Source organism: Bartonella sp. AP3QHHD (genome assembly GCF_042195765.1).
Classification (GTDB): Bacteria; Pseudomonadota; Alphaproteobacteria; order Rhizobiales; family Rhizobiaceae; genus Bartonella.
In genome coordinates, this window is record NZ_JBHIPC010000111.1 from 178,624 (window position 1) to 193,581 (window position 14,958).

The 14,958-nt window shown below is 35.2% G+C and carries 13 protein-coding genes; 8 read left to right on the top strand and 5 right to left on the bottom strand.

Features of this window, described 5'->3' with window-relative positions; all coding sequences use genetic code 11:
- Positions 1-709: 709 nt before the first annotated feature.
- The 6 genes from ACFIL7_RS09850 (at position 710) to ACFIL7_RS09875 (ending at position 8,856) form a co-directional block, all read left to right on the top strand.
- Positions 710-1,066, top strand: coding sequence for a hypothetical protein (locus ACFIL7_RS09850; protein ID WP_375634281.1), 357 nt, complete (start codon positions 710-712; stop codon positions 1,064-1,066).
- Positions 1,067-1,244: 178 nt separating this feature from the next.
- Positions 1,245-1,607: a hypothetical protein gene (locus ACFIL7_RS09855; protein ID WP_375634242.1), complete on the top strand. Its 363-nt coding sequence runs from the start codon at positions 1,245-1,247 to the stop codon at positions 1,605-1,607.
- Positions 1,608-1,816: 209 nt separating this feature from the next.
- Entirely contained in the window at positions 1,817-2,179 is a 363-nt protein-coding gene (locus ACFIL7_RS09860; protein WP_375634240.1) for a hypothetical protein, read from the top strand.
- 637 nt (positions 2,180-2,816) lie between these two features.
- Entirely contained in the window at positions 2,817-4,214 is a 1,398-nt protein-coding gene (thrC, locus tag ACFIL7_RS09865; protein ID WP_375683548.1) for a threonine synthase, read from the top strand.
- 83 nt (positions 4,215-4,297) lie between these two features.
- Complete coding sequence (locus tag ACFIL7_RS09870) at positions 4,298-5,572, top strand: M16 family metallopeptidase (RefSeq protein ID WP_375618402.1); 1,275 nt, start codon at positions 4,298-4,300, stop codon at positions 5,570-5,572.
- A gap of 398 nt (positions 5,573-5,970) precedes the next feature.
- Complete coding sequence (locus ACFIL7_RS09875) at positions 5,971-8,856, top strand: EAL domain-containing protein (protein WP_375680220.1); 2,886 nt, start codon at positions 5,971-5,973, stop codon at positions 8,854-8,856.
- Between the two features lie 35 nt (positions 8,857-8,891).
- Here the strand turns inward: ACFIL7_RS09875 and ACFIL7_RS09880 are convergent, their stop codons facing one another.
- Positions 8,892-9,476 carry a YqgE/AlgH family protein gene (locus tag ACFIL7_RS09880; RefSeq protein WP_375613019.1) on the bottom strand — a complete coding sequence of 195 codons (585 nt, stop codon included), beginning with the start codon at positions 9,474-9,476 and terminating at the stop codon, positions 8,892-8,894.
- Between the two features lie 71 nt (positions 9,477-9,547).
- On the opposite strand from ACFIL7_RS09880, the gene ACFIL7_RS09885 reads away from it, so the two are divergent.
- Complete coding sequence (locus tag ACFIL7_RS09885) at positions 9,548-10,426, top strand: protein-disulfide reductase DsbD domain-containing protein (protein WP_375634235.1); 879 nt, start codon at positions 9,548-9,550, stop codon at positions 10,424-10,426.
- Between the two features lie 26 nt (positions 10,427-10,452).
- Here the strand turns inward: ACFIL7_RS09885 and rnhA are convergent, their stop codons facing one another.
- The 4 genes from rnhA to cyoE form a co-directional block, all read right to left on the bottom strand.
- Entirely contained in the window at positions 10,453-10,920 is a 468-nt protein-coding gene (gene rnhA, locus ACFIL7_RS09890; RefSeq protein ID WP_375634233.1) for a ribonuclease HI, read from the bottom strand.
- 5 nt (positions 10,921-10,925) lie between these two features.
- Positions 10,926-11,885: a homoserine kinase gene (locus tag ACFIL7_RS09895; RefSeq protein ID WP_375672016.1), complete on the bottom strand. Its 960-nt coding sequence runs from the start codon at positions 11,883-11,885 to the stop codon at positions 10,926-10,928.
- The gene (gene ispH, locus ACFIL7_RS09900) at positions 11,885-12,940 is read right to left on the bottom strand and encodes a 4-hydroxy-3-methylbut-2-enyl diphosphate reductase (protein ID WP_375634229.1); all 1,056 of its coding nucleotides are present in this window, start codon (positions 12,938-12,940) and stop codon (positions 11,885-11,887) included. Before ispH ends, ACFIL7_RS09895 begins: the two co-directional genes overlap by 1 nt.
- A gap of 178 nt (positions 12,941-13,118) precedes the next feature.
- Positions 13,119-14,054 carry a heme o synthase gene (gene cyoE, locus ACFIL7_RS09905; RefSeq protein WP_375634227.1) on the bottom strand — a complete coding sequence of 312 codons (936 nt, stop codon included), beginning with the start codon at positions 14,052-14,054 and terminating at the stop codon, positions 13,119-13,121.
- Positions 14,055-14,398: 344 nt separating this feature from the next.
- Between cyoE and ACFIL7_RS09910 the strand changes: the two genes are divergently transcribed.
- Complete coding sequence (locus ACFIL7_RS09910) at positions 14,399-14,938, top strand: invasion associated locus B family protein (protein WP_375611128.1); 540 nt, start codon at positions 14,399-14,401, stop codon at positions 14,936-14,938.
- Positions 14,939-14,958: the final 20 nt, after the last annotated feature.

Consider the following 14,958-nt stretch of genomic DNA (forward strand, 5'->3'; position numbering starts at 1 on the left):
CTGTTCACATTGGCGAGAAAAAGATAATATCATTTATCTCTATCCAATTCGAGCTCTACTTTATACTATGAGAAAATTGTACATTTTTTAGTATCTATAACATATTATTATCTATAAGATAAATGTATATATTTAATAGTAAATTAAGAATTATTATTCTGCTATCACGATGCACTTAAATAACCATTGAATAATAACTTAAATAATATCTATATAACACACATTATACAATAATGACTATCTATAATAAATACTATAAATAATAAAATTTTATCGTATCCTTTCATATTTTAATTGTTAATAATACTTTTATAACTACATCATAATTTTCATGTTTTCTATTATACTATCGATAATAAATAAATTTTTATATATTTAATATGTAAAAATTTTGATCACTTTTATTATCTATAAATGTATTTAAAAAATATATTAATATCGTTTTATAAAAATTATACGATAACCATATGTTGTTTTATATATAACACATAATAAAATATTGTATAAAGTTTTTAAAAAATATAATTTGTAATTATTACTGTTACTTTTTTACAATAACGTTTATAAAAATTATAGTTATATTTTTATATGTATTTTTATTATTGACTAAAAATACATATTGAACTATATGGCTTGTATATAGTGTGATATACATAAACATTATGTATATTTATTACATATATAACTTAAAAATATTTGAGGTAAATTTATGGTAAAAATATTTAAAAATTATATTTTAAGCATTTTTATAGCGAGCACTTTTTTTATTTCACAAACTGTAAATGTTAATGCAAACTATTTGAAAAACGATACTCCAAAAGAGGAACTTTCTGTTTTCCCAATGGAACAAGTAAAATATGCGAAATCCGATGTAGTTTCTACGACTGCTTTCTATGCTCCGTCTGTAAATTATCAAACAGAACATGGAACAATAGGTGAAGAAAAATTTGAAAAGGTCGTTGGGCCTATGACTATAGGAATGGGACTATTGTACGCTGGATATGCACTGAGTTTTATAGGATCGATAATAAGTTGGATAAAGGACATAGTATTGATGTTCAAATAATTCAACCTCGTCTATAACTCTAGAATAATAGCTTCATTATGAGTCAATAATTAATTGTAAATAATTACATAATGAAGCTTATTTTTCCATGAAATATAAATTTCGTAGATTACATCCAAATATCCAAAGTACAAATTTACGCATATATATTGAATATTATAAATATTTGAGGTAAATTATGATTAAATTATTTAAAAATCATATATTAAGTATTTTCATTATGTCTGCCTTTTCTCTTTCTCAGGTTGTAAATGTGCATGCAAACTCTTTACAAAATAGTACTCATCGTGAGAATATTTTTGTTTCTGCAATAGAGCAGAAAAGAAAGGATGTAGTCCATACTGTTTCTCTCTATAGACCTAGTCTAAATCGTGGAGTGGGTAATGAAGCTACTATTGAAGGAAAATTTGAAAAGGTTGTTGAACCTCTTACACTCGGGGCTTTTGGTATGGGGATGGCACTTGGATATGCATCAAGTACGATAGGCATGTTTTTAGGATGGATAATAAGTAAAATAATATTGTATTTTAAATCTCGTTAAAATTGAAATTTCATCAGAATAAGACCTTCTCATATGAAATATAAACTATGAACATATTCTGTGTTTATCCATTGTTGATGACAAAAACTAATGAATTACCACACTAAGAGTGAAAAAAGCTTTAAATGCTTCTGTTTCTCTCAATGTGCACTAATTCTGCCGATGCATCTATTCAATTCAGATTAAAATAAAAGTATTGGTGGTAAACTATGATTAAAGTATTGAAAACTTACGTATTAAATATTTTTATAGCAGTTGCTTTTTTGCTTTCACAAGTTATAAATGTTCATGCCAATCATTTGAAAAATGATACTCAATGGGAAACTGTCTCTCTAATAGAACAAGGAAAGAAAAAAACTATCGATATAGCTGCTCTTTATGTCCCAAGTTTCACTCATAGAGCAAAAAGTGAATCTGCCTTTGAAGGAAAATTTGAGAAAGTATTTGAACCCATTACGCTAGGAGTTTTTTCTACAATGGGAGCTTTGGGTTTTGGATTTTTAACCGGATCTGTTATGGCCATATTTAGTGCGATAATCGGATGGGCAATAGGAAAAATTAAAGGCAAATAATTCAAAGATACTTAGTTATTTTTTTCTATTTAAAATGAAAATACTTTACAGCCTGCTTCCCATCATTTAGCAGGCTGTTGTATGTTTTCTATGGATAAACTTTAGGTTACCATACTGTATAGCACAAATATAATATCTATTATTATACAAAGTGATAAATTAAGCTAAAAAAGATTATTCAAAGTATAGATTTGCGCACGAAATGCCATAAATTTACCTTATAAATCTTCCAATGTGAGTTCTGAGGTGTATCATTTTAACATTCAGTTCAGCAGATTTAATTGTTACAAAGTATTAAGAGCATAAAATAACTATAAATGATTGAGTTTTATACAAAAGTTCTTCAGTAAATGCCATTCTATCTATTTAATTGTATTATTTAAGAAGGTGTACAAATGAAGATACGTTGTAAAATTTAAGTGAATGAATAATAGAGAGAAAATTTTCGACTGTAAAAGATTTTCTGTGAACATTTGGCGTTTATATCTCAAAAATAAAAATGCTTAAGGCTATTTCCTTTCATTATTGAGTTAAAAAGAAGAAAAGAAGCTCTATCCATTTAATAATTTAAATATTATGAAAAACGTGAAATAAATAACTTCACCAATTTGCCAGAAATAAAAAAAGGATAAGACTTATGGAATATATCAGCACGAGAGGTGAAGCTCCTGCTTTAAGCTTTACGGAAACAATCATGACAGGGTTGGCGAGTGATGGTGGGCTTTATCTTCCAGATAAATTTCCGCAATTATCATTTGATGCGTTACGAGCACTTCGTGGTCAGTCCTATACAACAATTGCTAAAACTATTCTGTGGCCCTTTGTGAATAACGAAATCGAATATACAGCTTTTGAAAATATGATCGCTGAATCTTATGCAACCTTTCACCATCCAGCAATCTGTCCGTTACGACAAACTGGAGCAGATGAATTTATCCTTGAACTCTTTCATGGTCCTACTTTAGCTTTTAAAGATGTAGCAATGCAGTTTCTTTCTCGACTGATGGATTATGTTTTGACTAAAAAAAATAGATGTGCAACGATTATTGCTGCAACATCAGGTGATACAGGAGGAGCTGCGATACAAGCTTTTGCTGGAAAAGAACACTCAGATATTTTTATTTTATTTCCTAAAGGACGTGTATCACCTGTTCAACAACGGCAAATGACAACCAATCAATGTTCCAATGTTCATCCCATTGCCATTGAAGGAAATTTTGATGATTGCCAAGCTCTTGTCAAAGCAATGTTTAATGATCATAATTTTCGTAAAAAAACAGCGCTTTCAGGTGTTAATTCTATAAATTGGGCGCGTATCATGGCGCAAATTGTTTACTATTTTTCATCTGCATTTTCTTTAGGAGCACCTGATAGAGCTGTTTCATTCACTGTTCCTACTGGAAATTTTGGTGATATTTTTGCAGGTTATGTCGCAGCCCGTATGGGATTACCCATTGCTCAACTGGTCATCGCAACGAATGATAACGACATCCTTGTACGTACATTGACCAGTGGTACTTACGAAACAAAACCAATAGTCCATACAACATCACCTTCTATGGATATTCAGGTCTCTTCTAATTTTGAACGTTTGCTCTTTGAAAGTGGCAATCGTGATCCAATGTGGATTCGCAATGCAATGGAAAACTTGAAAAAAACGGGTCTCTTTACTCTTGATGAAAAGCAACTCAAAAATATTCGTTCGCTATTTTCCGCTGGGAAAAGCAACATGGCTGCAACAGCTCAAAAAATTGATAGTGTCTATAAGGAAAGTGGCTATCTTGTTGATCCACATACAGCGGTCGCTCTTCAAGTAGCGCGTGAAAACAAAAAACCGCATATTCCAATGATCGTTCTTGCCACGGCTCATCCAGCTAAATTTCCTGATACTATTAAAAGCGCTTGTGGCCTTCATGCTCCATGGCCATCTCATCTCAATGATGTAATGAAACACGAAGAACATTTTATAAATCTTGCTAATGATGAAAAAATAGTAAAAGATTATATTTCTTTAAAATCGCGTGCATCTTATTAAAGTTAGCTGCATTAATTTAAATCAAGAAGATTCTGATACCCTTACAATGAGGTATTTAGCTTATTTAATGGAGTTGTAAATACATGGATGTAGATATCTGTCGCCTAAATAATGGTTTGACTATCGCCACACATACAATGCAACAAATTGATAGTGTTGCCCTCGGAATATGGGTTAAAGTGGGCTCACGCAATGAAACCTCCACACAGCATGGTATTGCTCATCTTCTTGAGCATATGGCTTTTAAAGGAACCGAAAACCGTACTGCTTTTCAAATTGCAACCGATATTGAAGATGTTGGCGGTGAAATCAATGCTACAACCAGTATTGAAACAACAGCTTACTTTGCACGTGTACTTAAAAGCGATATCCCACTTGCTATAGACATTTTAGCCGATATTTTAATGCATTCAAAATTTGACGACGATGAACTAGAACGAGAAAAACAAGTAATCTTTCAGGAAATTGGTGCTGCCCATGACACTCCTGATGATATTGTTTTTGATCACTTTACAGAAACAGCCTTTCGTCATCAATCCCTTGGACGCTCTATTTTAGGAACAGCTAAAACTATTCAATCATTTACATCTACTGATCTCCATGATTTCATCAATAAACAATATAGTGCAGATCGTATGATTGTCGTTGCTGCAGGAGCTGTAAAGCACGAAAGTTTCTTGCGAGAAGTTGAAAGTCGTCTTGGTACTTTTCGCTCCCATTCAACCGCACCTCTTACTAATCTTGCAAATTATGTCGGTGGCGACTTTCGTGAATATCGCGATTTAATGGATACACAAGTTGTTCTAGGGTTTGAAGGGCGTGCTTATCACGCGCGTGATTTTTATGCGGCCCAAATTCTTTCAATCATTCTTGGTGGTGGTATGTCTTCACGTCTTTTTCAAGAGGTAAGAGAGAAACGTGGATTATGCTATTCTATTTATGCTTTTCATTGGGGATTTTCAGATACTGGGCTTTTTGGTGTTCACGCAGCTACCGGACAAGAAGGGCTCAAAGAACTTATTCCTGTGATTCTTGATGAACTTTCCAAGGTCAGCAAAAATATTCACGCCAACGAACTGCAACGAGCACAAACGCAATATCGTGCAAATCTGACAATGTCACAAGAAAATCCCTCTAGTCAAGCACATCTCATTGCTCGCCAAATACTCCTTTATGGTCGACCAATTCCAATATCGGAAACAATTGAACGCCTCAATCTCATCACTCCTAAAAGATTAACTGATTTAGCACATCGTCTTTTTACAAACTCCACTCCAACACTAACTGCTGTCGGACCTGTAGGCCCCCTCATAAATTTTGATGATTTAACGTCAACTCTTTCATACAAGCTAAAGTAAAAACTTCTTTTTAAAGCAGCATCACAATAACGTCACATATTTTATCATAAAATTTACCACAAAAGCTCTCCTCATTAAATAAGTTTTGGAAATATTGGGCAAAGAGGTGTACAAAACTACCCAATTCATACTTCATGTGATAAAGATTCTAATAAGTGAAGGTATATCCGTGAAATCTGAAAATTCATGGTTTAACTTTGCCCTTTTAAAATATAAAACTTCATTCGCTTCAGGTTCCATTGAAGCAAATGGGTGTGTGGTCTATTTGTATATAAAATCACATAACTTAAGAAAAAGTGATAACAATTTATTATGTAAATAAATTATAAAAGGTGGACGTTTTTTCTCAAAAGTCGAAATGAAAATTAAACATCCTAAAATATTGAGAGTGGGACATTGTGAAGAGTTTGCGTAAAATAATTGACATCATTTTCATTGTAGTCGTTAGTTCTCTTGTCCATCTTACATCAGCACAAGCAATTGAACCAGTTAAAATTTCTTCTCAAGATGCTGCTCTTGATCTCTCAAAAGCAATTGAAATTCACCATACAAACAACTCTATTTTTCAAACAAGTACAGCACCAGGACCAGATGGTATTGTATGGCGTATTGAAGTGCAGGCAAAAAATGAAAAATTTTCCGGAAATTGGGCAGTTTTTTCTCTTGCAAATCCAACAGATGAACAAGTTGATCGTCTCATCGTTGCCCCCCATTACCGCATGGCACGTTCTGGATTTTTTTGGCCAGACCTTGGATCATCAAGGATTCAATCCATAACGCCAAGCGAAGGTTTTTCCCTCGATCGTCAACTTAGTGCAAACTCTGATATCTTTCGTATTACCCTTAACCCTGGTGCTGTTATTACATTTGTGGCCGAACTTAACTCTGCAAATCTACCGCAAATCTATTTATGGCAACCTGAAGCTTATAAAGATGCAATTAATTCTTATACGCTTTATCATGGTATTCTTCTTGGGATATCAGGTCTCTTAGCGCTTTTGTTAACTGTTCTCTTCGTCGTCCGTGGAACAGGGCTGTTTCCTGCAACAGCGGCAGTTGCTTGGGCAGTGCTTTTTTATATTGGTATTGACTTCAACTTTTTAAATAAATTCTTTGCAGTTACACTCACAACCCAACCAATCTGGCGTGCTGGTACAGAAGTAGCACTTACTGCTACACTCTTCATTTTTCTTTTTACCTATCTCAGCCTTAACCGCTGGCATTATCATTTTAGTTACGGTGCTATCGCTTGGACCATTGCGTTTTGCAGTCTAGGAGCCTTTGCTATTTATGATCCCATCAGAGCAGCTGGAATTGCGCGTTTGTCTTTTGGCCTTACCGCTGTGCTTGGTATAATATTAATCATCTATTTCTCAATCAGAAGCTATGACCGCGCCATTATGCTTATTCCAACATGGTTGCTCATTAGCTTTTGGTGCGTTGGAGCCTATGCCTGCATAGCTGGACATTTAAACAATGATATTATCCAGCCAGCATTAGCGGGGGGATTAGTGCTCATTGTTCTTCTCATAAGCTTTACTGTCCTGCAACAAACTTTTTCTAATGACGCTTTCCATGAAGGAATATTTTCCGACCTTGAACAACAAGTACTCGCAGCAAAGGGAGCTGGAAATATTATTTGGGATTGGAATATTGAGCGTGACCGTATTGTTGTACATCCAAACATGGCAACCCTTTTTGGTACTGAAATTCATAACCTCAATGGACCTATGCGCAACTGGATTTCAGCCTTGCACCATGATGATCGTGAACGCTTTCAAGCCGTATTGGATATCATTCTTAAAAATAAAAAAGGGCGCATTGATCAAATTTTTCGGCTTTCTTCCGGTGGTGGTTATTATCATTGGTTTTCTCTTCGTGCACGTCCGGCTATGCAAAAAGATGGAAAAATCACACGTGTCATTGGAACCATTGTCAATATTACTAACCATAAAAAATCCGAAGAACGCTTATTGCATGATGCAATCCACGACAGCTTAACCGGACTTCCTAACCAACAAATTTTCTTTGATAGACTACAAAATTATACCTCTTTAGCGAAAGCAAATATCAAAATTAGACCGACTGTCTTTATGATTGATTTTGACAATTTTCGCCAAATTAATCGCAAATTAGGCATAGCAGTTGGGGATACTGTACTGCTTATAATCGCACGTCGTTTAAATCGTCTCATTAACTTTCAAGACACCTTATCGCGTCTTTCAGCAGACCGCTTTGCAATTATTTTACTCAGTGAAACCGAACCACAAAAAATTGCAGCATTTGCAGATCATTTGCACAAAACAATTTCAGCACCTATTTCACTTTCAGAAAATAAAATAATCCTTTCAACCTCTATCGGATTGGTTACATGGAGTGAAAGCCGATCGACGGCTAAAGATATTTTTAATGATAGTGAGTTAGCGATGATTCGCGCAAAACAAATGGGTGGGAACCATATTGAACCTTTTCGTCCTAATTTTCGCACTTTGGGTCTCGAACATAATACTCTGGAGAAAGATGTTCATTATGCCATAAAACGTAATGAGATGAAAATCCTCTACCATCCTATTCTTAATTTATCAGACGGACATATTATTGGTTTTGAAACAATTGTAGAATGGCATCATCCCACTTATGGAAATTTAAATGTCTCTGATTTCATAAAAATCGTAGAAAATGAACAAATTGTTATGGATTTGTCACAATTTATCATCGATAATGCCATTATTGATCTTATAAATGTACAAGAAAAGTTTTCCCAACAATCTTTCTTTATTTCAATTAATTTACCAAGCGCAGAAATGATTCATCCTCGTTTTATCAGTCAATTGCGTGCCGCTTTGCTTCGCCATCCGCTCCACAAAGGGCGTCTGATGATTGAAATATCTGAATTTGTCTTAAGAAATAATCCTGAACAATCAGCGCACTTTCTTGAACAAATTAAAACACTTGGAATGAATCTCGCACTCGATAATTTTGGAACAGGTTATTCGTCTCTGACCTATCTCGTACGTTATCCATTTGATATGGTTAAACTTGATCGTTCACTTATCTCAATCGACTCTCTTAAGAAGAAAATTGTTCTAAAGTCTATCATTAATATGGCAACAGATCTTAATTTGCAAATTATCGCAGAAGGTGTTGAAAATGAAAAAGAAGCAATCTTCCTCCGTCAAGAAGGCTGTAAATATGTTCAAAGTACACTTGTGACAAAACCGATTGCCATAGAAGAATTAATTACGCTCGTTCAGAGCCATTTCCCTTATAAAATAAAAACATAAGGGATAAAATAAAGTTAAAAAGCTTAGAAAAAACTCTACGCGTGTCCCATTTCAGAAGCAAGATAAGTTGGATCGATACCCATGCGTGTTAAACTTTTATCATATTTGCAGCTTAAATCGCTTTCAAAAAGAAAACTAGGTGATGTAGAACTGATTAGCCACCCATTTGTAGAAATTTCTGCCTCAAGTTGCCCCGCTTTCCATCCAGCATAGCCTAATGCGACCAGTGCATGTTGCGGACCTTGTTCGCAACTGATCGCTTTTAATATATCAATTGTCGCAGTAAAACAGATCTTATCTGCAATAAAAACAGTTTCTTCACAAGCATAATCATCTGAATGAAGAACAAAACCACGCGAAGGATCAACAGGACCACCATAGCGAACTGGAAACTGTTTTATTGGTTCAGAAAGACTTTTTTTTTGGCCACTGTCTATGATTCCTAAGTGAAGCAAAAGCTCCGGAAAATCAATATGATGCAATTGATTGAGAATGATGCCCATCGCACCGGCATCAGAATGCGCACAAATATAAATAACAGAACGAATAAAGCGTTTGTCATTCATCCCAGGCATTGCTATGAGTAATTGTCCACCTAAAAAGCCATTACACCGCTTCATTAATCTGTTATTCTCCATAATTTACATGATAAAAGTTTGTTCATTTAGCACACTAGGAAAATAAAACTCCAATGAAAAAAAGTTATATATTTACAAATTTACAAAATATCGCAACTTTCTTTTATAAAAAGCTTTTAGTTACTTTAAGCTTAACATTCATAGTTTTAGAATTACTTAACATTCCTGTAAATGCTCAAACAGAACAAAAACTCCAGCTTTTCGCAACATCTTGGTATGAATCAGATGGTGGTCGTATCCGATTAGCGATCACTGAACCTTCTCTTTCTGGAATAAGAGAAGGCATTATTGAAATTGAGCTTAAACCAGAATGGAAAACTTACTGGCGTAATCCAGGTAATTCTGGCATGGCACCATTTTTTAATTTCAACCAACAGATTTCTTATGAAATCTTTTATCCTACTCCACAGCTTTTTGAAACAGAAAATGATTGGTCATTAGGTTATAAAGATAAAGTAATATTGCCCTTCAATCTTTCTAGTTCAAGCAAAAATTTAAGTGGTGCTTTCACTCTTGGATTATGTCACAAAATCTGTCTTCCATTTACTGTTAACTTTGATTTTTCGCCATCTGCTCTTAAAAATAAACAGCTTCCTGCTTCCTTCTTAAAAAAGGCGCAAGATTCTTTGCCACGCATGGCGCAGAATGCACTAAAAATAAGTGCCGAAAAAAATAACAGTACCCTTCTTATAAAAATACAAAATAATAACAAAACCACTCCTTCCTCTCTCTTTTTAGATGGAGGAGAAATGCAAATTGGAGCAGCAAGAAAAGTCAGTGATAACGCAGAATATACACTCTTTAATGCTCCACTCTATTTCGCACCAGAAGAAATAAACCAAAAAATTTTTTATACAGTTTCTTTTAAAGATCACGCCTTAAGTGGAACATTCATATTCCATACGCAGCCAACCCCTCTTGCGTCTCCGTGATAAAAGAAAAAGCTCTCAAACAGCAATTATGCTGGAAAACGTCCATTTTCACGATATTGAGTAATTGCTTTGCGAGCAAGGGCATCTGCGCGTTCATTTTCTGGATGTCCCGCATGCCCTTTTACCCAGTGCCATCTAACTGTATGACAAGAACTAGCATCCTCAAGAGCTTGCCATAGCTCCATATTTTTAACAGGATTTTTTGATGCGGTGCGCCAATTATTCTTTTTCCAATCTTCAATCCACTTAGATATACCGTTACGTACATAAACTGAGTCTGTATAAAGATCGACCAAACAGGGCTCTTTAAGCACCTTTAATGCACAAATTGCCGCCATGAGTTCCATTTGATTGTTTGTCGTATGGACCTTACCGCCATAAAGCTCCCGTTCATGACCATTCCAGCGTAAAATTGCCCCCCACCCTCCAATTCCAGGATTCCCTGAGCAAGCACCATCTGTATAAATTTCAACGACTTTTTGTTGAGTTGCCATAAAATTTAAAAACCTAATTCACTTAGCGAATTTACATTACTGAAAAAACAAAGCTTGTGCCAATACTCCCATGGATCTTTCTTAATAACAAAGCTATTAGGCGGTGTATTAAACCAATCATATAGACGTGTGAGTAAGAAACGTAGAGACGCACCACGAGCTAATAAAACCATCTTGTCCAATTCTAAAGGGATCAATGGTCTTATTTTTTGATAATTTTCCAATAACTTACGTGCTTTGGTAAGATTATAGGAATGATCAGGCTCAAAGCACCAAGCATTTAAACAGATCGCTAAATCATAAGCAAAAAAGTCATTACAAGCAAAATAGAAATCTATCATCCCAGAAAGACGATGATTCACAAAAAAAACGTTATCATTAAATAAATCTGCATGAATAATGCCTATTGGTAAATTGAACGGCCAATTTTCCTGTAAAAAAGCCAATTCCAACTCAATTTTTTGTCCAAATTCTTTTAACAATGCATCTTCTTTGGTTTGACAACGTTGCCACAATACCTGCCAATCCATAACAGAAAGAGTATTTTTACGACTGAGTGTAAAATCCTGTCCTGCTAAATGTAATTGTGCTAACCCCATCCCCACTTCGCCACAATGATCTATGTTGGGCTGGCGGATCCACTCTCCTTCCAGAAAAGTAATAATAGCAGCAGGACGTCCTGCTAATTCACAGATCATCATTCCATCATTTTGAATAACAGGTTTAGGACAAGGAATTCCACGTTGTCCTAAATGCTGCATCAAGCGACAAAAAAAAGGTAAATCATCTTCTGAAATACGCTTTTCATAAAGTGTTAAAATAAATCGCCCTTGTGTTGTCTCTAACATAAAATTGGAATTTTCAATCCCCTCTTCTATACCTTGATAAGACAAAAGTGATCCTATTGCATAACGTGTTAAAAACACTTTTAAATCATTTGGGTGAATATCTGTATAAACGGCCATTATTCTGCTTTCGTTGTAGACATGTCTGTATTCTGATTTTCATTTTTTGCATTATTTGCTTGACCATTGACGAAAGCCATATCTTGAGACGTTAAAATGACGTCACGTAATTCGCGACTCACTAAAAATTTTTCCGTTTCTACCGCTGTTTCAGCTAATTCTATTGTGACATCATAACGCTCACGAAACGCTGAAATAATTTCATCAATAATAATTTCAGGAGCCGAAGCCCCTGCTGAAAGACTGACAATAGAAAGAGATTTTAGGTTTTCAAAATTAATTTCATCAGCGCGCTGAACTAAAATAGCTTGTCGCGCACCAGACTTTTCGGCAACCTCTACTAAACGTCGTGAATTAGAAGAATTTGGTGCTCCAACAATCAAAAACAAATCACTCCCCTTTGCCGCTGCTTTAACCGCATCTTGTCGATTCGTTGTAGCATAGCAAATTGATTCAGCCGCTGGGGCTGCTAATGTAGGAAAACGTTGTTGTAATATATCGATAATTCCTGCAGTATCTTCAACAGAAAGCGTTGTTTGTGTAACAAATCCTAATTTATCTGGATCATTGGGTTGATAATGCAAAGCATCTTCTATCGTTTCAATAAGCGTCACAACCCCTTCTTCAAGCTGTCCCATTGTCCCTATCACTTCAGGATGACCAGCATGACCAATCAATATAACATGACGACCATGACGTTGATGTCGTATCGCTTGTTTATGAACTTTCGAGACCAACGGACATGTTGCGTCGAGATAAAACAAATTATAGCATCGTGCTTCTTCTGAAACAGATTTTGGTACACCATGAGCAGAAAAAACAACTGGTTGATTGCGATGTTCTTCTGGAATCTCATTAAGTTCTTCGACAAAAACAGCACCCCGTTGCTGTAATCCCTCAACCACGTAGCGGTTGTGTACAATTTCATGACGAACATATACTGGAACACCATATTTTTTTAATGCAAGCAGAACAATCTGGATAGCACGATCAACCCCTGCACAAAATCCACGTGGACTACAAAGACGTATCGTTAAAGGGGGAAGTCCAGACATAATCATCCTTAATCTCTATAGCTTTATTATATTCAAACAACCTATCATTATACATGAATAAGCAATGTAAAAAAACGCGCAATATCATCTTTTGTATAAGAACACACTCTATCGTATTTTCTTACAGCATTTTCTTGAAGAAAAGCTCTTTTAAAATTTGCTCCTTCATTTTACGCGACTAAAGAGCGATAAAATACCAAACAAGAGATTCAATCAAAAGAATTCCAAAGATAGCTGCCAAATAAAGTAATGAAAAGAAAAACGTTTTTTTGGCCATCAAAATAGTTTCATTATGTGTATCAGCTTTCCACAAACGATAGGCAAAATAAATAAAGATAATGCTTAAAATTGTTGAAAAAATACCATAAAAAATTCCGCCAAGACCAGTAAAACACGGAGCAGCAGCGCATAATGCCATCAAAACAGTATAAAATAAAATCTGTTTTTTTGTTGAATGCTCACCTCGTACATTAGGCATCATAGGGATACCTGCAGCCTCATAATCAAGAGATGAAAATAAAGAAAGAGCCCAAAAGTGAGGAGGGGTCCACATAAAAATGATTAAAAATAATAAAAAGCTATCAATACTCACTGTCCCTGTTGTCACGGACCATCCAATCATTGGTGGAAAAGCCCCAGAAGCACCACCAATAACAATATTTTGTGGTGTGATACGCTTTAACCAAATTGTATAGATAACGACATAAAAGAAAATCGTAAACGCAAGAAAAAATGCCGCAAACCAATTAATGAAGCTCCCCATAACCAATACCGAGAGCATAGAAAGAACCATGCCAAAAATAAATGCCTTTTGGGAGCTGATTTTACCCATGGGAATAGGACGCTTTTTAGTTCGTTCCATCACAGCATCAATGTCAGCATCATACCACATATTCAATGCTCCCGCACCACCACCGCCAACAGCAATACATAAAATTGCTAAAAAACCATACAACGGATTGATAGGAACAGGCGATACAAGCAAACCAACCAGAGCCGTAAAAACCACAAGAGACATAACACGTGGCTTTAATAATGTGATGTAATCACCAATACCGGATTTTGGTGGCGTTGATTTACCATTCACAACAGATAACTCTTCTGAAACTGACATTCCACTCAAAGCCCTTTTCCATTTCTGTCATTCACAAACCCAATATTATCTGACAAATATTATCTAGCGTATGGAAATGACCAATTAAGACCAATCGTATTTTTGAGAAAATATGAAATATCTCTTTCGCACGTATCCCCTAAAAGTAAATGGAAATATTGGCAATAAAAATACATTTTTTCAATCAACGTTCTCTCCACATTACAAATGTATCATAAAAATATATCATATGAATTAATATATTTGGGTAAATACTGATTTTGTGTTATAGTTTTTTATGGGGAGTTCATTTTTTTATGTAAATCTATGCATGGTTGTGGGTGTTGAGTCGGATAGGATTTTCTGTGATACTTTATAAATTACTCAAAAAAACTTTTTTTATTGGTGCTGTTCTTTACACACTTTATAGTAGTTTTATCAGTCATGCATTTGCACAAACACCCTATGCACAAGATGTCCCTGCTCCACAAACCTATGGTGCATGGACAAAAGTGTGTTCTCTACCACCAGGTACACCTAACATGCAGTGTGAAGTTGTACAAAACGTTCACACACAAGGGCGTCAAGATATTACCTTGCGCGTTACATTTTATAAACTTCCTCAAAAGCAAGGTGCCTTGATGCGTGTTTTTGTTCCGATTCGCGTTGAATTACGTCCTGGCGTTGGAATTAAAATTGACGATAAAAATATGGGCAGAATGGAATATCGTCGTTGTCTTGGTGATAATTGTGTTGCTGAAGCCTTTCTTAAAGAAGACATATTGCAGCTCTTTTTAAAAGGAAAAATGGCAACCTATTTTATCTTTACAACTCCTGAACAAGGGATTGGAGGTTTTGTTGACCTTCATGGTCTTGGCGACGCCTATGCAACCTTACCGACATGAATGAAATCAATACATTTTAA